The 22,753-nt window shown below is 43.4% G+C and carries 18 protein-coding genes; 7 read left to right on the forward strand and 11 right to left on the reverse strand.

Annotated features, from left to right (window positions below):
* A partial coding sequence (locus ACYRYG_RS12180; RefSeq protein ID WP_460198292.1) for a tyrosine-type recombinase/integrase occupies positions 1-1,123 on the reverse strand: 1,123 nt, incomplete at its 3' end.
* A gap of 1,642 nt (positions 1,124-2,765) precedes the next feature.
* Here ACYRYG_RS12180 and ACYRYG_RS12185 point away from each other — a divergent pair.
* The 3 genes from ACYRYG_RS12185 to ACYRYG_RS12195 all read left to right on the forward strand — a co-directional run bounded on the left by ACYRYG_RS12185 (position 2,766) and on the right by ACYRYG_RS12195 (position 5,429).
* Entirely contained in the window at positions 2,766-3,572 is an 807-nt protein-coding gene (locus ACYRYG_RS12185) for a hypothetical protein (protein ID WP_460198293.1), read from the forward strand.
* Between the two features lie 21 nt (positions 3,573-3,593).
* The gene (locus ACYRYG_RS12190; protein ID WP_460198295.1) at positions 3,594-5,126 is read left to right on the forward strand and encodes a DnaB-like helicase C-terminal domain-containing protein; all 1,533 of its coding nucleotides are present in this window, start codon (positions 3,594-3,596) and stop codon (positions 5,124-5,126) included.
* A 147-nt stretch (positions 5,127-5,273) separates the two neighbouring features.
* Entirely contained in the window at positions 5,274-5,429 is a 156-nt protein-coding gene (locus ACYRYG_RS12195; protein WP_460198297.1) for a hypothetical protein, read from the forward strand.
* Between the two features lie 18 nt (positions 5,430-5,447).
* Here ACYRYG_RS12195 and ACYRYG_RS12200 read toward each other — a convergent pair whose 3' ends face one another.
* Positions 5,448-5,975: a GNAT family N-acetyltransferase gene (locus ACYRYG_RS12200; protein ID WP_460198299.1), complete on the reverse strand. Its 528-nt coding sequence runs from the start codon at positions 5,973-5,975 to the stop codon at positions 5,448-5,450.
* Between the two features lie 297 nt (positions 5,976-6,272).
* On the reverse strand, positions 6,273-7,763 hold the full coding sequence (locus ACYRYG_RS12205) for a site-specific integrase (protein WP_460198300.1): 1,491 nt from the start codon (positions 7,761-7,763) through the stop codon (positions 6,273-6,275).
* Positions 7,764-7,973: 210 nt separating this feature from the next.
* Between ACYRYG_RS12205 and ACYRYG_RS12210 the strand changes: the two genes are divergently transcribed.
* On the forward strand, positions 7,974-8,183 hold the full coding sequence (locus tag ACYRYG_RS12210; protein WP_460198301.1) for an AAA family ATPase: 210 nt from the start codon (positions 7,974-7,976) through the stop codon (positions 8,181-8,183).
* Here ACYRYG_RS12210 and ACYRYG_RS12215 read toward each other — a convergent pair.
* Together ACYRYG_RS12215 and ACYRYG_RS12220 are read right to left on the reverse strand one after the other, a co-directional pair.
* Positions 8,164-8,739 (reverse strand): NUDIX hydrolase, encoded by a 576-nt coding sequence (locus ACYRYG_RS12215; protein WP_293442477.1) that lies wholly within the window; start codon positions 8,737-8,739, stop codon positions 8,164-8,166. The genes ACYRYG_RS12210 and ACYRYG_RS12215 overlap by 20 nt on opposite strands.
* A gap of 99 nt (positions 8,740-8,838) precedes the next feature.
* The gene (locus ACYRYG_RS12220) at positions 8,839-9,234 is read right to left on the reverse strand and encodes an A1S_2505 family phage non-structural protein (RefSeq protein ID WP_460198303.1); all 396 of its coding nucleotides are present in this window, start codon (positions 9,232-9,234) and stop codon (positions 8,839-8,841) included.
* Between the two features lie 333 nt (positions 9,235-9,567).
* Here ACYRYG_RS12220 and ACYRYG_RS12225 point away from each other — a divergent pair, with 333 nt between their 5' ends.
* Positions 9,568-10,599: a hypothetical protein gene (locus ACYRYG_RS12225; protein WP_293415870.1), complete on the forward strand. Its 1,032-nt coding sequence runs from the start codon at positions 9,568-9,570 to the stop codon at positions 10,597-10,599.
* A gap of 326 nt (positions 10,600-10,925) precedes the next feature.
* Positions 10,926-11,882 carry a nitronate monooxygenase gene (locus ACYRYG_RS12230; RefSeq protein ID WP_293415868.1) on the forward strand — a complete coding sequence of 319 codons (957 nt, stop codon included), beginning with the start codon at positions 10,926-10,928 and terminating at the stop codon, positions 11,880-11,882.
* 144 nt (positions 11,883-12,026) lie between these two features.
* Here ACYRYG_RS12230 and ACYRYG_RS12235 read toward each other — a convergent pair whose 3' ends face one another.
* The 5 genes from ACYRYG_RS12235 to ACYRYG_RS12255 all read right to left on the reverse strand — a co-directional run bounded on the left by ACYRYG_RS12235 (position 12,027) and on the right by ACYRYG_RS12255 (position 20,603).
* Entirely contained in the window at positions 12,027-14,012 is a 1,986-nt protein-coding gene (locus ACYRYG_RS12235) for a KUP/HAK/KT family potassium transporter (RefSeq protein WP_293415866.1), read from the reverse strand.
* Positions 14,013-14,337: 325 nt separating this feature from the next.
* Positions 14,338-15,600, reverse strand: a complete 1,263-nt coding sequence (locus ACYRYG_RS12240; RefSeq protein ID WP_293415864.1) for an Nramp family divalent metal transporter — start codon at positions 15,598-15,600, stop codon at positions 14,338-14,340.
* A 206-nt stretch (positions 15,601-15,806) separates the two neighbouring features.
* Complete coding sequence (locus ACYRYG_RS12245) at positions 15,807-17,312, reverse strand: glycoside hydrolase family 57 protein (RefSeq protein WP_293423606.1); 1,506 nt, start codon at positions 17,310-17,312, stop codon at positions 15,807-15,809.
* A gap of 44 nt (positions 17,313-17,356) precedes the next feature.
* A complete protein-coding gene (locus ACYRYG_RS12250) occupies positions 17,357-18,625 on the reverse strand; it encodes a glycosyltransferase family 4 protein (RefSeq protein ID WP_293415860.1) in 1,269 nt (422 codons plus the stop codon).
* A 19-nt stretch (positions 18,626-18,644) separates the two neighbouring features.
* Positions 18,645-20,603: a glycogen debranching enzyme N-terminal domain-containing protein gene (locus ACYRYG_RS12255; RefSeq protein WP_294075206.1), complete on the reverse strand. Its 1,959-nt coding sequence runs from the start codon at positions 20,601-20,603 to the stop codon at positions 18,645-18,647.
* A 388-nt stretch (positions 20,604-20,991) separates the two neighbouring features.
* On the opposite strand from ACYRYG_RS12255, the gene ACYRYG_RS12260 reads away from it, so the two are divergent.
* The gene (locus ACYRYG_RS12260) at positions 20,992-21,696 is read left to right on the forward strand and encodes a Crp/Fnr family transcriptional regulator (protein WP_293415856.1); all 705 of its coding nucleotides are present in this window, start codon (positions 20,992-20,994) and stop codon (positions 21,694-21,696) included.
* A gap of 54 nt (positions 21,697-21,750) precedes the next feature.
* Here ACYRYG_RS12260 and miaA read toward each other — a convergent pair whose 3' ends face one another.
* Positions 21,751-22,695 carry a tRNA (adenosine(37)-N6)-dimethylallyltransferase MiaA gene (gene miaA, locus ACYRYG_RS12265; RefSeq protein ID WP_460198305.1) on the reverse strand — a complete coding sequence of 315 codons (945 nt, stop codon included), beginning with the start codon at positions 22,693-22,695 and terminating at the stop codon, positions 21,751-21,753.
* Positions 22,696-22,753: the final 58 nt, after the last annotated feature.

Consider the following 22,753-nt stretch of genomic DNA (forward strand, 5'->3'; position numbering starts at 1 on the left):
CCATGCCCTCGCTGATCACGGCAATGGAAACGTCCATGTTGCGAGCGATGCTGGCCCAGGAATGACGGGCCACGTAAGTAGTAAGCGGGATCCTCAGTCCGATCCGGTCCCCTATTTTCTTCAGGTTCCGGTTGACTGTCTGCTCCACCTGCCGGTACCTCCGGTAAGCCGTGTCATCGTCCTGTTTCAGGATAGGAAGCAAAAACGGTGTATTCCGTGTCTGACCGGCATAACGGTCGACGATGTCCTGCATGGGCTTCTCCCAGGCGATGGTCAATGACTGGTTCGTTTTCTTTCGACAATAGGTGACCAGACCACGTTTGAGATCACTCTTCCTGAGAAAGGCCATGTCCACGAAGGGCATACCACGCATATAGAAACTGAATATGAACAGGTCACGGGCAAAGGCCAGCGGTGAGTCTTCCCGTAGCTCTATACGCTCGATGGCACGGATGTCACTGACGGAAATGGCCCGTTTGGTGGTCTTGCAATAAGAAATATGTACATGCCGGAAAATGTCACGGTCGTCAGTAAGTCCAACTTCCACGGCCCTATTATAGAGCGTACGGAGCGTCCGCAGGTAGTAGGCAATGGAGTTCCGTTTCAGTCCCCGGTCTATCAGCCACGCTTCATAACGCTCCATCAAATCGGCCGTCATAGACTCGAAGTCCAGATCCTCTCCCTCGCGGAACTCCCTGAAGCGGCGCAGGGCATCCGTATAGGTCTTGGTGGTGCCAATGCGCTTCATCTGAGATTTCTTAGCGATCTGTGCCTGCATGAAACTGAAGACGGTCTGGACGGGCGGCAATTGTCGGAAAGCTTCGATCAGATCATCAAGGGTATAAGAAACACCAGATTCTTCTTCCTGCCGGACCATCTCCTGCATCTGCCTCAGTTCCCCTTCCACTCTGGACTGAATAAGTTGTAAGTGGGTTCTCCTGTCCTCGTGTGTCTGATCCCTGGGAATGATAACTGACCCTTCTTTCTCATTCCACTCTTGCCGGAAGAGATGATAGCCGGTACTTATCCATCGTACTGTTCTACGATAAATTACCTGATAATAAAGTGTTCCTTCCTTGTCTGGAATTGTTGAAGGCCTGAATTTTACTCTTAATGTCGTCATGTTTTTTAATAATTCTTTTTTATTTATTATTTGATTTTTCGTTTAAAGTTTTACATAAGACACGGTTTTACCAAGACGGACAAGTATGCCAAATTAACCGGAATCTTTTATGACGGTTTGCCTAACCAGACAGCAGAAGTTACACCATCTATATAAAGACGGCTCCTTAATATATATATATTTTCTCTCAGCTATCAGATAAGTCTTTGGTATCATAAGGGTCAAAAAAGGTTATCCATCAAGCACAATGGATGCTTCTCATAATAATTCAAATGACACATCCCCTGCGTTAAGCCCTTGATCGATTCAGCGATTGATAATGTCGTACGTATACATGGATATTAGATATTGTTTGTTTTAATATTTATTTTCAAAACCGGCGGGGCGGGCGCGGGACCCTTTTGGAAAAGTCAACTTGACAGAGATGTTCAGAGGTCTGAAGGACTTGAGGGCTCAGAAAGCAGATGCTTTAAACAGATCAAGTATCAAGGAGTTCAAGTACAGAGTACCTTAAACAGATCAAGTAACAGTTGTTTTAAGAACTTCAAGTTGTTTAAATCGTCTTTAAGGCCAAAATTCAACGTACAAGGTTTTTAAATGCTTTAGACTTATAATTACAGTATCAAGACATTAAAGGCTTAAAACGAAAATGAATAGGGTCTAATATCAAGAGAGCAAGGTCTTGAGTTTAAAGCATATAGAGTTATGTTAACAATATTCAAAATTGTCTTTAAGACTCAATAGTTAACGTATAAGACGTTTTAAGGTTTGTACAGTATTATCAAGTATCAAGACGGTCTGTAATTGATCTTAAATCGCATGGGCGAAACCAAACTTTGCAAGCGTCGTCCGCGCCCACTAAAGGGCGCGTAACGCGACGCTAAGTGAATTAAAAATAATATCTATTAACAGATTTAAGTACTATTGATCTTGATCCTTAATCTTAACTATACTAACAATATACATAAGTGTATCTACATCATTTATATCCATGTGCCTGTTAAGGCACGCATGGTATCGGCTGAAGGGCGCAGTGTAGCAAGCCCAAAGGCGTATACCTGGCTTACTTAATCCGGCATCCAAAATACGAATACAAATTTAAAGTCAAAAACCGTGGTCTTCAGACTCCAGACCTTTAAACCCTTCAGACCTGCTGGAATTATCTATAATTACAGAGACATATATTATAAATTCGCAGACTTTCGAATGTCTGTAATTTTAATATATTTTCTGACTTTACCTGCTTTTTCTACGCTTTTATCTCTTGAAAAACCTGTTTTTAAAGGCATCTACGCTATAATTAATTGTATAAAAGCACATCAAATAAGGTATTGAGAGCATTTATACAATTAATTGTTTAATTATCCCTCACATCCGTAAAAAATCAGCCTTAAAAAACAGAGATAAATACTATGTCATAGAGATAATAATTTTTTTGGGGTTTAAAGGATAACTGTGCGCGATACATCGTTATCCTTATTTTTTAGTCCTTAATTTTAGCAGATAGGGAAATCCCTACAATTTGACCTGGATACAAAAATAATTTCGAAAAACATTCATTTTTGAAAAAACGGATGATAAATAGATTAGATGCAGCGGATAATCAACAGCCGCATTCCCAAAAAATAATTTTAAAGTATCTATGACAAAATTAAAAACGATGTCTTATCGTGCGTTGCTTGGAGTCGATCCTGATCAGTACATCAAGTACAAATCAATCATGCGCAACGCTACAAAAATCTTACCGCATCACTGCTATAAGGATGTGATGCACGATTGTAGTCGTGATTTTCACAAACTGTTTCCAGCCTTCCGCTTAATTGACAGTTACATTAATCTCGACAATTATCATCAGTATTACGACAAAAACAAAGGTGATATGCGCTTGGGCTGGCTTATCCAAAATTCTCGTAATGTCATGTTTGCAACCGAGCAAGGTAAACAGGCTTATGCCATGTATATAAGTTATATAGCTGCTATAATGATTCGTTCAGGCTATGACTTTTCCGATCTTGAAGTTCAAAAAAATTACTGTCTTCAATGTGATTATTTTTTGATTCAACATAATCGAAACTACGCTTTCAGGTATTGTTTCAAGCTGCAGATTGTCAAATTATCTGACATGCACAATATTGTATATAAGATAATCGATAAGATAAACAATAAGACTTTTACGGCTGACTCACTGCAGACTGATATCTGTCCTCACTACTCACTAAGAAGGAAAACAAAAATCACGGACATTAAACGCAAACGTCAGTTGACTTGCTGTGAAAAATCAATGCAAACCTATGCAAAAACTTATGATCAGTACATCTATACACTGTACAATATTGATCCTTTCAATATTCCATCTGCTGACCAGGCCGCAGAACGTCGTAGCTATCATTATCAACTGCACAAATACGGAATCAAGTCATCTGAGCCTGTCGGCCGGCCTTCTAAATAAAAAAATTAACTATTTAAAATCATGGAAGTAAACTCAAGAACAGAATTCGCAATACTTTTTTATACGCTGCATCACCCCGAACTTGTTCCGAAATGCCAGGCAAGTTTCTTTTCGGATGACACGATGCGTGGCCTCTACGAAATCGCATCACCCTTCGTGTTAAAATACAAGGAATGCCCAAGCAACGAGGAAATGAAACAGCTGATTGCAGCATCCGACTGGACACCAGCGCAAAGGCAAAAAATCACTGATGAAACGGTTGATCTACTCTGGGGTGACTGCGAGACTTATCAGACTCTCTACGATCCGGTCTGGATGACCGAGCAGGTCGAGGCGTTCTACCGGTACCAGACACTCATGAAGGGTGTCAGGGAAACGGTCTCATTTGTCAAGCTGAATTCCGAAAACTTCACGATTGAAAACTGTAAGGAAATGGCAGACAAGATACAGAATATGTTTGATAAAAAAACAACTGTAGATTTTGATTCTGATTCTGAAAATTTTTCTGATAACGATGCTGATCTAGATGATGTTGATTGCCTTTTTGGTGATGATTTTGAACGGTTTTCGACCGGCGTCAAATTCCTTGATAACGTTTCAGGCGGTGGCTACTGGCCAGGCGCCTTCTGGGTGTTCGTAGGTGCTCCAAAAGCGGGAAAAAGCCGGTGGCTTCAGGATTTGGCAGTCCGGGCTCATAATCTTAATTACGATGTATGTTATGTCGGCTTGGAAATGCAGAAAACAATCATAACACGCAGGCTTGCAAGTAATTTGTACAATATTAATATAAATGATTTGGATATTAAAAATAAAGACATTGATAAGCAGAAATATGTACAGATTTTCAAAAATTATAAATCAATTCATAATTTGACAGCTAAAATACATGTATCAAAATATCCGACGTCTACTTTGACAGTAGATGAATTAGAAAAGAATCTATTAAAGCAAGAGAAAATATACTCAAATAAACTCGGTAAGGAATTTCATTATAAGATTATTTTCATTGATTATTTGAATATTCTTGCAAATAAGATTAATAATAATACAGAAAATACGTACATTAAAATCAAGCAAATCTCAGAAAATTTATGCGCAGTGGCACAGCGGAATGGCTGGTGTATTGTCAGTGCGACACAAAGTAAGCAGAGTTGCTGGGGCCTTGAAACGATTGATATGTCAGCTTGTTCAGAATCGAGTTGCTTGCAGGCTACATGTGATGAGTTGTTTGGAATTATTTCAACATCTGAAATGGCAAAACAGCATGAACAATATCTTAAGATCTTGCTAAATCGAGTGGGTGGCTGTCAAGATTTCAAACAAAAATTTGCTATCAACGAAAAATATGGAAGACTTGAACAATCGTCTGAAAGTATGATTTTTGACAACGGAAGTGATTTGTTAAAAACTGATGATGACAAGCAGCAGAAAAAGCAGTTCAGGAAGGCTCTCAAAGACAAAAAAGAAGGTGACAAATCTGATCTGAATAATACTTCTACGACTGATAATATTGACACACTGTTTAGTGATATGAAAAATTTTAAAATAAATTGATTGTCCTCAATTGGATGATTAATAATTTTGAGGTTTTCTCAATATTCCTTGACCGAAGGGAAATGACACTCCAGTTCAACAGGGTTGGGATAAACGCTGATTAGTGGAAGTTATCTTTGTGAAGAAGGACTAAAAAAGGAGGTAATCATGTGGAGTAAATCTACCCGGGATCTGGACGACAAATATGGCAGGAATGATCCTTTTCTGACTTCAAGGACCTTGTCGCAGCCTGAAAGTATTATTGGAAGCAATCAGAAAAGGTACCGGCCTGATTCCACGTCACCGGTCCTGCATGGGAAATAATGTATAAAGACTATGCCTTCATGAAAAATTCAATTCGTACAGGGCGAAGGTGGGGAAACTTACATTGCCGCGGTCCAGGTCAACTTCTCCGGCATAGAGAAAGCCGAGCTTTTCATAGAGTTTGCGTGCCGGGGTATTACCGGGCACGACGTCAAGACGGATGGCACAGTATCCCTGGATCTGAGCGAGATGGATGCAGTATCGGAGCATTCTGCTGCCGATGCCTTGTCGGTTGCGGTGATAATCTACACCGAAAGCATGAATGACCTGATATTGGCCCTCTTCCAAGTGTTGACGCCACTTCCCCCGTTCATAACTGCCTTCCGGATCCTCGTTAAGCACAAAGGCTCCACAGACCTGTCCGGCATCATAACAGGCATACTGACAGTGTGATGCGACATCTTCCTGAACGAAACTTTCATAAGGGTAGATCTCATACATCCATTTGGGATAGTTGATACGCTGGAGCAGGTGGTAGATGAGGGCATTGTAAAATGCTCCTACCGCCGGAATATCACTCTCCTCACATTTTCTGATTTCAAACATTGCACAAAACTAATTAGGGCCCGCTGATTTATTTTCATCAACTGATGGCGAGAACGAGAGTTTTCTTGGCCACCTGACTTTGATTTCTAAAAATCCAAGTGTTTTCCGGGATTATTCTGATGATTTCCATCATTTCAATAAGGGCATAAAGAAGTTCCCTGAAGAACTTCATTATATTTTTCGTAAAGTAGCACGCGCCAACCCATGAAGCTCCCGTATCAGTATGCTTTACCCTGTAGATCTGCTTGCCCGCTCTAGAAGTTTCCTCCCATTCTTTTTCTTCTGAATTTTCTCGTATTATAATTTATCTATGATAGCCTTTTTGGTACTGTCCTCAATATTCCGGTATCGTGCAAATGCCCGTGAATTTTGCGTATGACCACTCATGGATGCGATAATAGCTTGGTCTGGTGAAATAAGATAAGCATTACCAATAAATGTTTTGCGTGCCATGTGGCTACTTGCAATCTCGTTAATGGGTCTTGCCTCATTCTCTCCTGTAAGCGCATTACGCACAATGACGTTGCGTGTTACTTCTGCCTTTGTGAATACTTCCTTAATTGCATAATTGTATTTCTGCGGTGATATGAAAGGAAATAACCTGCCCTTAGGGTCTTTACCCCTATACTTCTCTACAAGTTCAATAGCCTTCGGGTGCAATGGAATTCGGGCAACAACCGATTGTCCGCCCTCGTCTTTAGTTTTATGTGGCACGTATGTCAACACACCATCTTCTATATTAGCTTCAGTAAACCTCATCAAATCACCTACCCTGCAACCAACAAAACACTGAAACACAAATATATCACGTTGTGTTTCAAGATGCTTGGACTGAGAAAGATCACACTCTGCTATTTGGTTCCGTTCCTTAATGGTTATATAGTTCACTGCTCCATATTGTTCTGAGCCTAACTCAATTTTCTCAAAAGGTCTATTACTAGTGCGTTCGGTTTTGTTAAGCCAGTTGAAAAAAGCCTTAAGTTCTTTCATGAATTTAAAGATAGTATTTTCGCCTCTTGGATGGATCTCAAAGCGATTTGACTTAAAGTAGTCAGGATATTTATCCACAATGCGAGCGAACAATGCTGGTTGTTCTGCTGCTAAATCGCTCTCGTTGCGCAAATAATCTCGATAGTCCTCAATATCGTCTTTAGTCAATTTCTCAACATCAAAAGAAAAGTGCCTACGCTTTTTATTCGTTGCCCTCACAAATGCCACATACCTGCCAACACTACGAGCCAACACCTTGTAGTGTCGTTCCATCATGACCGAAAAATGCTTAGCCTCCAAATAGTTTTGCATAGTATCAAAAAAGTCTGTACAGTTTCTCTTCTCTGCTTCGGATGGATGATTGTACTTCTCTACAATGCCTTTCAGCCAGTCAATTTTGATATTGTGCTTATCTGCCTTTTCAAAAGCCTCAACGATAGCTTCCTTTATACCATTGATACGTTTCTGCTGTTCTCTATGATAAACAACATCTTGCGTGATTACACGTTTACGTATTACAATATCGCCAACATTGCGCATTTGCAAGCCTCGTTTCAATGCTTCAGCCTCTGTTGCAGTTTCCATTTTAGCGGGTACCCTTATCCCAATCTTGTCACATAATTTCTTGTCAATATAGTACTCAAAGAAATCTTTAGATACAAACACCTCTGATTTAGCATGGAGATTGATGTGCCCATGGAAGAAACGTATCATAACTTCATATAGCATCTTCACTTGACCAGCCTCATTTGTGATTTTAGTTGCTTTCTTAGATAATGACAATTCGATTGTCGCCATAAAGCTTAAATTAATTTTCTGTAAAGATAGTTTTTTTGCAGAAATACTCCAAATTTTTTGGCGACTTTTTGGCGACTTTTTGGCGACTTATATGTTAATTCTCGCAATTCCACGCAATCGATCCTATTTATGGAATCATGTTAAAATATTGATTATTAATGTATTACGAGTTATACTCATTGCTTTCTATTTTAACATATTTTACGATTTATGTTCCTGTCAGGCGCACATCAGTGTAATTTGGTTAAGATCGTGACCGGACCTCGCCGATGTGGCAAGACTTATCTGCTTAATCATCTCTTCCACTCCAAATTGAAGGAAGAAGGAGCATTCTCCTCACGTTTAATCCTGTCAGGCACACGATGGCTCAAGCCTTTCCGAACCTTTCTTTTCCAGATGATCATTCAGGCATCCCGGTAATGGCAAAATACTTCCAAAGGGGAGCGACCATAAGAGCCTGCCTGAACTCATCGGCCTGTAAAAGTTGAAATACTTCCTTGCGGTTCATCAGATGAACGGATAAATCCTCCGTCTTGTCTAAATGCTGGGCAGTAACCCGTTCCACATCCGTAGCCACGAAACAATAGGTGAGGTTATTCATCGCACTGGCGTTAGCGGAAAGTGTCATATAGCTCCTCCATGTCCCCTTCCCAAAGCCCGTCTCTTCACATAATTCCCGTTGAGCAGCTTCCAATGGGGTCTCCCCCTTTTCACATACCCCTCCACAAAGTTCAAAGCGGGTCTCTCCAAGGGCATGCCGGTATTGCCGGACCAGGACAAATTCTCCCTCTTTGGTGATCGCTATCGTGTTGACCCAGTCGGGATATTCCAGGACATAGTATTCATCATTGATCACGCCGGTGGGTAATTTTACCCGGTCAACGCGAGCCGTCAGCCATGGACGACGAAAAAGATATTTACTGGACAACACCTCCCACTTGCGATCTTCGTCTTGGCGGTGACTTGCTTTTTGCATCATCTCCTCATTCCTTGCATTATTCATTTTCGATGTCTTCATTTTCAGATCCTGCCATTACCTTCCTCCTTCAGATCCTGCCATTACCCTCCGCCGCAGTCAGGGTTCTCCGATCACCTTCCAGAAATCTTCAGGCAAACTGATGTTCTCCACTTTTTTTGCACCCATAAAAAGAGGGGCAATCTCTTCAGGGGTAAAACTTGCAATTCCACAACCGATACGAGTGACTAGAAAATGCAAATGGGAATGCAGGAGGGCAAAAGAGATAAAATCATTGACATAAGGCCGGATGGTCTCTATTCCACCCTGCATGGTCGGGATAGCATAGCTATGACCCTGAAGGCCTACCCCCTGCCCCATAACAGCCCCATAATAACGACAGGCTGCAAGGGCAGCTCCGCCGTAGTGCCGGCCTTGGATATTACTGCCAAACACGAAGATCTCATGATCTTTCAGAGCTATGATGTGACAGGGCGTGATTCTGTTCTTATCCATAAAAATACTATTGAAAAACTGACCTAATCTGACCGGATAGCCATTAACTCGCGTCTCCCGGTCAACTATCTTGTCAAGGCAAAGACCCCTGCTGGAAAACCGGTGCCGATATGTGCAGACGGGACTCCATCAGTTCCAGAACAGTTCGTCATCATTCCGGGATATTCAGCCTCCCGCCCCCGGTCAGAAACAATTCGAATTGCAAATATAATCATTTTCTGCAAAAATAGTTATAAATTAAACTCAGTATTCATCAAAGTGATTGAAAAAAGTGAAATTTTATTTTGCGGTCAAATCGATTTACCGTATATTTGCACAACTAAACTATCGGTCATGGTATTTCTTAGAATATTATTATTATACGTCATTATATTTGGTATCCTTACCCTTTGTATCCAATATTTAAAATGGATAGGAAGGAAAGGAAAATCCACGACGGCCAAAACGATCGTTTCCCATAACGCCGGACAAGAAAGGCAAGAAGAAGCCATTCGTCAGGTACCCCCCGAAATACCTGTTAACATACCTGATCCGAGGATCCAAAACCAGCAGCGTATGGAGGAGGACAGGAACCGCCAGTTCCAAGACACGCCTCATCGAAACGGCTCTGCAGGACCAGCTGCCGAGAATCAGAAACCCGAAGGGAAGGGTTCTGAAGAAGAAGAGGAACAAAAAGCTAAAGAAGTCAGGAAGAGGAAAAATCTGATCATTGCAGGAATCGTTATCTGTGTGATCATCCTGGCTTTTGTCCTTGGCAGGCACTCAGGTAAAAGCAACCAGCCGGGCAGCCCTTCAGACAGCAGTCTGACCGAGGCTCCAGCAATGGAAGACAGTGCAGCACAGGACACCACATCGGATGACGTCGACGAGGACGATAATAATTATGACTGGCTGCAAGGGACATGGGTAGGACAGACCCCTTACGGTACCGTACAACTGATCATCTCGGGGACACATATCAAGAGCCAGGACAACAGTGGTATCTCTACAGGTACATTCAATATTCAGAACGGACAGATCATCGCCACTTATAAAGGTGGACAGACCTTTGCTTATACCATTGACACTAATAAATACCGGATCGGTTATGGCAAGGGAATCTATCTATATAAAGGGAGCAGTGATACCCAAATGGATGAATCTACGGATGAGAATAACGGGGATGACCAGGACCAGGGAACTGACCAGGAGACTGATGATAACAGTAAGAATGATCAGGAACAGGAGAAAACTGACTCCACCAAGCATCCTAAAGGCACATCCAGACTTCAGAATAAAACATCCAGGTCTGACAAGGTATTAGCCAAAAACCAGGACAAAAAGCATGAATCTAAAACGACTTCACATTCAAACAAGATTCAGTAAGGCATAAATCCTCTATGAAGCCAGAGTGAAGGCAAATAAATACAGTATAACTCATTCTATTGAATTCAGATAAGGGCAGCATCATACACCTGCCAAATCCCTGCAACTTTTAAGAAGGTGCCGGAGGGTACATAGAGAAATCCTGAATGGTGCATTGAGTTGACCTCAATGGTGCATAGAGAGGGGCCGGATGGTGCATAGAGAGATCCTCTATGGTACATAGCGCCTGACGAGAGAGTAGAAACAGGGACATACTTGATTTACGAGGAGGCCCCCTACCTTATTAAAAGATCCAACGAAGATGGAAGAATCCCATTTACTTTACAATGAAAAATAACAGAATCTCCCAACTATTTGATATTAAATATCCCATCATTCAAGGAGGAATGGCCTGGTGCAGTGGATGGAGACTGGCCTCGGCAGTAAGTAATGCCGGTGGGTTGGGTCTGCTGGGTGCAAGCACTATGCATCCGGATGTCCTGCGGGAACATATCCGGGAAATGAATGCCGCTACACACCGGCCTTGGGGAGTCAATATCCCTCTGAGGTATCCAGAAATGGAAACTCTTGTCCAACTCATCATTGACGAAGGAGTAAAGATTGTTTTCACTTCAGCAGGAAGTCCTAAAACTTATACCCAGAGATTCCATGATGCAGGAATAAAAGTCGCCCACGTTGTTTCCAGCAGTATCTTTGCAAAGAAATGTGAAGCAGCCGGTGTAGATGCCATCGTAGCTGAAGGCTTTGAGGCCGGCGGTCATAACGGAAGAGAGGAGACGACCACCCTCACCTTGATTCCACAGATCAGGGAAGTTACCAATTTACCCCTTATTGCAGCAGGAGGCATCGCCTCCGGAAGGGCCCTGTTAGCGATGGAAGCGTTAGGTGCTGACGGCGTACAGATAGGGACCCGTTTTGCATTGTCACAAGAGAGTTCAGCCTCTACGGCTTTCAAAGAGAAATGCCTCTCCCTGTCTGAAGGTGACACGATGCTCTGCCTGAAAAAAATTGCCCCTACCCGGTTAGTCAAGAATGCACTCTTCCGGCGTGTCGCTGAAGCGGAAGACAAGGGTGCCGGAGCAGAAGAACTCCGCACGATTCTTGGAGAGAAAGCTTCAAAAAAGGGTATCTTCGAAGGAGACATAGAAAACGGCGAACTTGAAATCGGTCAAGTTTCTTCCTCTCTTCATTCCATTGAAACAGTAAATGAAATCATGGATCAACTGTTATCCGAATATCATCAAGCTAAAAGCAGGATTTGCACTCATCCAATGATTGGATAAACCGTTTTGTCAGCTCCTACCCCAGCATCTGAAAGACCATCACATAAGGCAGGATGAATACAGCCGGTAAAATCATGAGTTATCATCTTATGATCTTACCGGCTGTCTCCATCAAATTACCCGGCAACGTCTGGGCAGAAAGGATCAAGACTCAGACCCTTCATCTTCCGGTTCCGGTTTTCTCTGGATACGGCTCAGACCTCCTGCCTTGACGATCAGCGGCACTTTCTCTATCCGGATATTACTGGTATCAAGTCCAAAAGCGGCAGGTATGCTTTGCTTCAGGTTGGACAAGAAGGTATAAGACCCCATCACCAATCTTCTCGACATAGACAAAGAACTGATCGAGGAATAAATACGCTTAATGATGATGAACACAAAGTTACCAGGAATACCCTCCTTCTTCAAAGAAGGATAACAACTGGACAAGTCAAACTCATGATTAGCCACCAGGTCTTCTATGATTTGCCTGAAATACTGATTAACGTATGGCTGGACACGGAAGCCAAGTCGAAGATTGACCCGGAAAAGGGTGTTCGGTATCAACGGGGTAAAAGTATATTCCAATGTGGAAGGTTCATCCTCGTAAGACACATGAAGCAGCCAATAATGATCAGCCCTGACAGGATGTTTATTGATGATGGAATACATAATCTTCTGTTCCACTTCGTTATCCTTACTCAACTTACTTAGATAGACAACATTGGTAGCAAATTTTGGAATCGAATTATCAGCCTTAATATCCGAAAGCACCTGATAATATTTCCGAATATCCAAAGGCTGCACCTGACTATTCCGAATCCGCGAAGCATTATACCATACATACATGATAAAGGAGATAATGCCTGCCAGTGTCAAGGTTACCCATCCTCCATGGACAAATTTGAACAAATTTGCAACCAGGAATATCGACTCCATACATACAAAGAAAGCAATGACAGGAAATACGAACCATTTACTTAAATGCCGCTGAAGCATATATTCGCGGAGAAGAAGCGTAGTCATCAACATCGTAATGGTAATGGCCAGTCCATACGCAGCCTCCATGCGAGAAGAACTTCCAAAAAAGATAACCACTAAGGAAACACATATCCAGAGAGAGAGATTCACGATTGGAATATATAACTGACCCTTGATCTCTGTAGGGTATTTAATTTTCTGACGTGGCCAGAAAGACAAATTCATGGCTTCACTGAAAATGGTAAAAGACCCACTGATCAGAGCCTGACTGGCAATAATAGCAGCAATGGTAGCCATGAGAATACCAAAGAACAACATACCATGAGGCATGATCGCATAGAACGGATTCACATCAGGAGAAAGACTTCCGCGGTGAGCGATGATCCAGGCACCCTGTCCAAGATAACTGAGAAGCAGCATGGCCTTGACAAAAATCCAACTCACCCGGATATTGTTCACTCCACAATGCCCAAGGTCAGAATACAAGGCCTCAGCACCCGTAGTACAAAGGAATACTGCACCTAATATCAAGAACCATTGTGGGCTATGAATGAGCAGGCGGATGGCAAAATAAGGATTAAAGGCATAAAGTATACGTGTATAATCGCCGATATGCATCAATCCCAGTATGCCGATCATTGAGAACCAAATCAGCATCAAAGGCCCAAACAGACGCCCGATCTTCTCTGTACCGAATTGCTGGATAAAGAACAAAACCGTGATAATACAAAGGCAGATAGGGATAACAGGCGTGGAAGGAGCATAACTCTTCAGTCCTTCAACTGCAGACATCACGGTAATGGAAGGAGTGATGACTCCATCTGCGATCAACGTACTGGCTCCGATGATCGCCAGCAAGTAAAGACCCTTCTTACGGTGCTTCCGGATCAAGGCATACAGTGCAAGTATTCCACCCTCACCGTTATTGTCAGCCTGCAAAGCCAGAATAACATACTTGACCGTTGTCTGAAGAGTCAACGTCCAGATGATACAGGAAACAGCCCCGATAATATAATCAGGATCAATGACACGGGCCGCTCCTACGATGGCCCCCATCACATAGAGGGGAGAAGTTCCAATATCTCCATAGACAATACCTAAAGTTACAATAAGCCCTAAGAGACTGAGCCGATGACGATTGTCACGGCTCAAATTGCCTTGAAATGCCATAGCAAATATATTTTTTATTTATCGGGTGCAAAATTAACATTTTTCCATGTCACCCTATTATTTATATAGATATTTCTATATTTATAATATCTATTTAACGATTGTATATACTTTTTAACATATTTATTATTAGTGATTATCCCCATCAATCCATCAATAACACCTTAATAAGAGTATAAAATCATCGACAAAGGACTTCCTGACAGCGAGAAGAAAGACAACCGTAAATCTTAATCAACGAATGATTACAGGAAAGTACTCTTTTTCTCTGGTCTATAGTCTCTGCTCCAGTATTCACCTGGTAATTTAAAGAAGGCAAAGAAAGTCAGTTGGTAAACTGGTTGACCAGCAGCCAGATATTCAGAGCAGTGACGATAACAGCCAAAGAGTATAGAAAGATCGTATTCCATAGCCGGTTGGCATATTTCCCCATTACCTTCTTAGACGAAGTCAACCGCACTTGCAGGAAAACCGTAAAAGGGAGTTGGATACTGAGCACCATCTGAGAATAAATCAATCCCTGGAAAGGATTGCCAATAAAGAAGATCATCAACAAGGCAATTCCCAGAGAAATGACGATCCCTACAATAGAATGTGTGTCATGAGCATTATAGGATTCCCCGAACAGCCCAGAGAAGATACTCCCCGCAGCCATTCCGCTGGTGATCGTACTCGAAATGCCAGCCAGGAGCAAGGCTATGGCAAAGATTGTAGCAGCATTATTCCCTAAAAGAGGCTGGAGCATAGCCTGCGCCTGCGAAAGTTCATCCACATGCTGTCCATGCTCATAAAAAGTCGAAGCGGCCAGAATGATCATTGCTGAATTTATGGCCCAGCCTACCAGCATGGAAAAAAGGGTATCAAAAAATTCATACTTGAGCATATACTTGATCCGGGCATCTCCCTTAAGGTTAATCTCCCGGCTCTGTATAATTTCCGAATGCAGGAAAAGGTTATGTGGCATAACCACTGCCCCCAGCACACTCATGATGATGAGCAGTGATCCATGAGGCACGACGGGAACAAACGTACCGGACAGTGTTGCTCCCCAGTCAATATGCACCAAAAACAGTTCATAAATGAAAGACAAACCGATCAGGGACACAAAGCCGATAATCGCCCGTTCCATCTTTTTATAGGAATTCGTAAAGATCATGACCAGAACGGCACAGGTAACCAGAATAGCCCCCGTCGGAATATTGATTCCGAAAAGCATCTGCAAGGCGACAGCTCCCCCCAGGATCTCTGCCAGAGAAGTGGAAATACTTGCCAGGACCGCACTGACGATGATCGGTCGTCCCAGCCATTTCGGCGTATATTTCACAGCTGCCTCGCTCAGGCAGAGTCCCGTCACGATTCCCAGATGCGCCACATTATGCTGCAATACGATCAGCATAATGGTAGACAAGGTGACCACCCAGAGCAAAGCATACCCATATTCAGAGCCAGCAGCCAGGTTACTGGCCCAATTGCCAGGATCAATAAAACCAACTGTAACCAATAATCCGGGACCGATATATTTAAATATATCCAATCCGCCCAAGACATGCGGATGCTTCTTGTTCTTAAGTTCCCTGATGATATTCATGGAGACAAATTTACATAATCTTCAGGAAATATGCAAATCAATGTTCCAGGTTTTTGACCCTGCACAGAAAGAAAAAGAATTGCTCTACCCCCTAAGCCACCATCGACAAATATAAAGAAATCCCGGTTTTTCAATAGTCCCATACCGACAGCATCAATAGAGGACACCAGAAAAGCCGGGATTTACGACTTGCATAAATGATTATTTTATTTTCCGGGATCTGTAGAAACAGGCGAAGAAGGTTTCTTCCCTTCATTTCCCTTCTTATCCTCCTTCTTTTCATCACCCTTTCCAAGTATGGGAGTTTTCACCGCCAACTTTTTCTTCTCCGTTGTTTTTCCAGTCTTTTTTTGTGATATTTCGGCTACCTTTTCAGCTTCCTTTTCATATTTCTTGCGCATGCCGTCCAATGCCGTCTGTATCTTTTCTATCTGAGCATGAAGACGTGTGATTTCAGTATCTTTCGCCTCTATTTCATCCCCCTGGTTCTTGATAGTCGTCAACATTCCCTCCAGTTGTTCATTATCGATTTCCTCCGGATAAAGATCATCCACCCGGTTAATAAAATCTCCAAGGATATTCATATAGTTGGTAAAGGCATCAAAAGGGCTACTGTAAATACCCCTGTCAAGCCCCACATTACTCGGTTTGGTAGTCATGAAACGGAAGTTATTACTGGCCTGAAGATAATCCCAATCCTGATTAATTCGCGGATCATTCGCGATACGGACACGGTCAGCCACACTGTAGAGTTTGTTAAAAGCTTCACGCTGCATCGGGTTACCCAGCCAAGGGCTGACATCACGCTCCTCATCTATCCAACTCAACGTATCCGGAACATCCAGAACATCTATGCTCTCCTCTTTAGCAAAAATTTCAGAAGGAGTAGAGAAACTTATATTCCGTTTCCTGGCAAATTCCGGCAACGCCCTGAAAAAGTCAAGTATATGACTAGAAAGAGGCTGAGAGATACCCAAAGCCGAAAGTTCCATAAAAATATTAATAATATTTTCTTTTTCCGGAAGGGCAGCAATCTCGTCGATATACCGGTCAGCGAACAAAGGATAACCACTCCAGGTCGTATTATTGAACCGCAGGGAAATATCATCACTCAAATTGATGTCACGCAGCAGCAGCTTCAAGTCAGGGGCCAGGGCACAGTGATACACATAATGCGGACTTTTCCATCCCAGCACATGCTTGGCACCCTCCGTGAGCATACCTTTAAAGCCCATCTGGGCAGCCAGTCCACCAATATCATCACTATAGATCAGAGAAGAGTTTCTAAGCACTGCAGGAGTCTGTCCGAAATACTCCTTGATGATAGCCACCTGTTTGTTGACGTCAGCCTTAAAACTCTCCTCATTAGCCAGCGAAGAGAGGCCATGAGAATAAGGTTCCGCGAGGAATTCCACACAACCAGTACTGTTCAATTCCTGAAGTTTCTCCAGAACCTGCGGAGCATGCACCTCCAACTGCTCGATACCCACTCCACTCAAAGAGAAAGCCACCTTAAAATAGCCATGGTTCTCCTTGATCATCTGAAGCAAGGTCTCCAGGGCTGGCATATAACTATTCGCAGCAATACGGGTAATAGACTGTTCGTTTGCAAAATCATTGTAATAGTAGTGATCAGTGCCAATATCGAAAAAGCGATACCTCTTCAGATGAATGATCTGATGTATTTCGAAATATAAACAAATTGTTTTCATTATATTGATGTTTTAGATTGATATAGAGATCAGTTAATAATCTGTTATTTCCACCCCAGCGTCCTCAGATAGAGTTCACGGATCCATTTGCCCACTTTCTCCCACGTGATTCCGGCCACCTCCTTCTTTCCCTCTTCCGAGAGGTATTCGAAAAGGCTCTCATTATGGCAAATAGAATAGATGGCATCCGCCAGAGCATGAATATCCCAGTAATCCACTTTTATACAATTATGAAGGATTTCAGCACATCCACTCTGTTTGGAAATGATCGTAGGCGTGCCACACTCCATAGCCTCCAGCGGAGAGATCCCAAAAGGTTCACTCACCGAAGGCATCACATAGACGTCAGAATCCTTCAAACACTTATACACATCATTGCCATGCATGAATCCGGGGAAATGGAAACGGTCAGCGATCCCCCGCTCAGCAGCCAGGAAGATCATATCATCCATCATATCACCAGAGCCAGCCATGCAGAAACGGATATTCCGCGTACGATGCAGCACCATATTTGCGGCCTCCACGAAATATTCCGGACCCTTCTGCATAGTGATCCGTCCCAGGAAAGTAACGATCTTTTCCCTATTCAAATGATTTGGACGAGGCAAGGCAGCAGCCTGAGGATTCAAAGGGTAAACCGCATTATGAACGGTGAACACCTTCCGCGGATCCTGATGATACTCATTGATCACGGTATGGCGTGTCAGATCTGACACACACATGATACAATCCGCATGATCCATACCATCTTTCTCGATGCCATAGACCGTAGGGTTGACATGGCCACGGCTCCGGTCGAAGTCAGTGGCATGCACATGGATACACAAAGGTTTGCCGCTCACCTGTTTTGCATAGATGCCGGCAGGATAAGTCAGCCAGTCATGTGCATGAATAATATCAAAATCAATCGTACGGGCCACAACCCCTGCAATAATGGAATAATTATTGATCTCGTCATTCAGATTGGCAGGGTATCCTCCCGCGAATCCCATGCAGCCAAGATCATCCACATGCATATAGTTGAAATCTGCATAAATATGATCACGGAATTTAAAATACATATCCGGATCCATCAGATTACCGACGCGACTCTTCACCAGGTTGTAATCGACATTGCGATAAGCAATCGGCACGCAATTCATTGCCACAATATGAGCAAAGGAATGGTCCTCATCACCGAAGGGTCTGGGCAGACACAAGGTCGTCTCTATATCCCCCTGGGCATGCAAGCCTTCAGTAATCCCATAATTTGCCGTGGCCAGTCCGCCAAACACGTGAGGAGGATACTCCCATCCAAACATTAAAACTTTCATATTGATCCTCCCTCCTTAGTTATTGTTGATTCGTTTGATTATTAGCTTGTTCCAAAAGTTCGAGAGCCCTCAGGATTTCACCTACGTTCACGGCAAAGGAAATAGCGCCACGGCCTGAAAACGGAGGATTGCCATCAAAGAACTCACAGATTGTTCCGAGGCAATGAGTGGACATCTCATCCTCGTATCCCACCATCAGCCGCTCCAGGAAACTTAACCGGCTGCGCTTGAAGAGTTTGATACAAGCCTCAATATAAAATCCCTCCAGCCACGGCCATGCCGTCCCTTGATGATAGGCATAATCACGCTGGCTCTGAGGGCCAACGTAGATAGGATTATAGCCGTCACTTCTTGGAGAGAGGGATCGCAGGCCCTTAGGAGTAAGCAATTCCCGCGTACAGAAGTCCAGCACATCTCTCTTCTGTTCCTTGGATAAAGGAGAATAATCAAATGCAGCTGCGAATACCATATTCGGGCGGACACTCCAGTCCGGCGTCTCATCATCTACAAAATCGAAAAGGTATCCCCACTTGTTGACAAAAGTTTTGAGGAAACTCACCTTTGCAAGTTCAGACCGTTGTTTCAGATCCTCCGCAAAAGTTGCATCTCCGGCCAGGGCCGCTAATTCAGCACCGAAACAAAGGGCATTATACCACAGCGCATTAAACTCCACGATATATCCTGTCCGGGGGACCACAGGGCGTCCGTTGGCGGTAGAATTCATCCACGTCATCGCCACTTCCTTTCCCTCAGTATAGAGAAGGCCATTCTCACGAAGTTGAAGATTCGGATGCTGATTACCGATCAGGAAATGGAGGACATCCTTCAGCAGGGAGCCATACATCTTCAGACACCTGTCACTGCCCACTGCATGCGCATACTGCTGAATTGCCCAGACACACCAGAGAGGAACATCAGGTTTATCAATCTCATAAATTTTCTTGGTCAACGGCAGATGCTTCATGAACTCCTCCAGCGCCGTACCGGCAGTCTTCATGATCAATTCAAAGTAGTCGTATTCATCGATGGAAAGGGTCAGTCCCGGAAGAGCGATGAAAGTATCTCTCGCACGGCATTTGAACCAGGGATAGCCAGCCAGGATATACCTGTCGCCATTGCCCTCATGGATATGAAACTGATGAGCCGCGTCTACCAGGCAATGGAAGAAATTATTACGAGGAACCCGCTTGCCTATTTCCTTCTCACAAAGAGCCATCAGGCCATGCGGCTTACTCTCCGTCGTAGAGGCAGAAAACACAATGCTTTCTCCCTTTTTGATCCCCATTTCAAAATAACCGGGCACATACAGGTCCTCATCAGATGCATATCCCCGCTCCTGTTCTTTCGGATATTCAATACCCCGATACCAGTCCGGCTGGAAATGAAAGGTATTCTCTTTGGAGAACTGCATATACAAGTCAGGGTACCCTGCATACATACACGTCTTGATACCATTCTCCACCTCCGAATAATCACGGCTGGCAGCACTATTCTCATGCGTAAACTGCCTGACACTGCGAAAAGCCAGGAAAGGGCGGAATTGCAGGGTGGTATCCGAATGGGCATCCACCAGAGTATAACGGATGAGAACACGGTTCTCATAATGCTGGAACACAGACTCTTTCTTGAGGATAACCCCACCTACCCGATAAAAAGTAGTAGGGACTTTATCACAATTGTATTCGCGTATGTACTTATGTCCATTAGGGCTGAAATGATTCCCCTGGTATTTATGTAAGCCGAGGTTGAAACGTGCCCCATGCTGAATGACCGATACATCAAGAGAGCTCAACAACACATGATTTTCATCATCCAGCTCAGGGACAGGTATGACAAGCAGCCCGTGGTATTTGCGAGTATTACAATCCACAATTGTAGAACAAGAGTATGCCCCGGAACGATTTGTACCCAAAATCTCCTTCTGTAAGGATTCCTGGAGATTTGACATCAGAGCGTGTTCAAATTTAAGATAACTCATAGGTCTGAATTAAGGTTGATTGTTAATATCTACGAATAAATGCGTACAAAGAAAGACTCCTCTGTGTCCACCTATCGCACCTCAAAGTTAATAAAATTGATTGGATGACGCAAATTATTATTCTGCTTTTTATCCAAAAAATCGGAATAATATGTTTTATAATATAATAATCACCAAAAAGATTATCTCATTCGCTAATTTTATGTAACTTTGCAAAGAATAACAGATGATTAAATCTGACTCTGAAAGAGAAAAGCCTCCAGAGTCATTATATGGATAACAAACATTACTCTTTTCATGTTTTCCAGATATTCAGAAAGGAAGCATTTACTTGATTTGAAAAAATAACTACTATGATGATTGCGAATTCATTTGAGGTAAGAAGTATATGGTATCCAAGATAGAAATCAACAAAGAGAAAATCACACGGAGCATCGCAGCTCTATGGCAATCGTTTACAGACAAGCAATATCAAATACTGCTCAACAATATTACCGTCAGGCGATTCAAGAAAAGCGAAATGATTTACAAGGATTTTGAGCGTCCCACTTATGCCATGTGCCTGATACAAGGTAAGGTGAAAATTTTCAAGAATGGCATCGGGGGAAGGAGCCAGATCGTAAGGGTCATCAAGCCCATCGAATTTTTCAGTTACCGGGCTGCCTTCGCCCACGAGGACTATAAGACCTCTGCCATGTCTTTTGAAAACTGCATTATCGCCTTCTTCCCTATCCAAATCCTTGAGAAATTCATGTCCGAGAATTTTGAGATCTGCGACTATTTCATTCAAAGACTGGCAAAAGAACTCGGCATCGCTGATGACCGGACGCTGAACCTTACCCAGAAACATATCAGAGGGAGGCTGGCTGAAGCCTTGCTCTACCTCAAAGACAGTTATGGGATAGAAGAAGACGGCTCAACCCTCAGCATCTATCTCAGCCGCGAAGACCTGGCCAATCTCTCAAATATGACCACGAGCAATGCCATCCGTACCTTGTCTGCATTTGCCAATGAAAAACTCATTGCCATCGACGGGCGGAAAATAAAAATCATCAAGGAACAAGTGTTAAGGAAGATCTCCAGGACAGAATAGTGTCCTACACTGGAGCACTCTCATGACAAGCCAGGGACCAGGACGCCTATCCAGTCAGCGCCCCTCAGTCATCAGTTCTTCTATCTCCTCTACTTTCTCTTCTGTCGGCAACTGTCCGTCTATCCAATGGATGGTGAATCCTCTGCGTTCCATGCCCCGGAACCATGTCATCTGCCGCTTGGCAAACTGATGAATGGCGATCTCCAGCCGGCGGAACATCTCCTCATACGAAAGTTTGCCGATAACATACTCGGTAACATATTTATATTCCAATCCATAATACATCAGGTTTTCAGCCGGAACACCTTTATTCAACAGTCCCTTGATCTCTTCCACCATACCCTGTTCCAGACGTTCCTTCAACCTGCGCGTAATCCGGGCCCTGCGCACATCCCTGTCCACATTGATGCCGACAATCAGAGCATCTATTTGCGGGAAATCCCTTTCAGCAGCAGGATGCTTCAGGGAATAAGACTCTATCTCTATCGCCCTTATAGCCCTCTGGCAGGAATCCACATCCGTATGATTATGCATTGCATTTCCGTTCTGAGTTTTCAAGTCTTCAAGGATCCCCGTCAGTTCAGGCATAGACAAGTCCTTCAGATGCTCACGCAACTCAGGATTCTGGGGGACAAAGGACAGGCGGTATCCCCTTAAGACCGACTCAAGATACAAGCCTGTGCCACCACAGAGAACAGGCATCGCGCCATGTCCGAGGATCGTCCGATACGCTTCAAGAAAATCCTGCTGGTAGCGGAAGAGATTATACTTCGTGCCGGGGTCACAAATATCGATCAGATAATAAGGTATCACCCGTCCACCGACATGATAATCCTTGAGATCTTTCCCGGTTCCTATGTCCATGCCCCGATAGACCTGGCGGCTGTCAGCACTGATGATTTCTCCCCCTATATCCGCTGCCAGGGCAACAGCCAGAGCAGTCTTTCCCGTGGCCGTAGGCCCCAGGATCGTAATCATTGCAGGCTTTTTCTCCTTCATTTTATTTCTACAAGAATAACGAAAAAAGCCGTCCAGCACAAGACTGAACGGCTAATTT

The organism is Segatella asaccharophila (assembly GCF_054687055.1).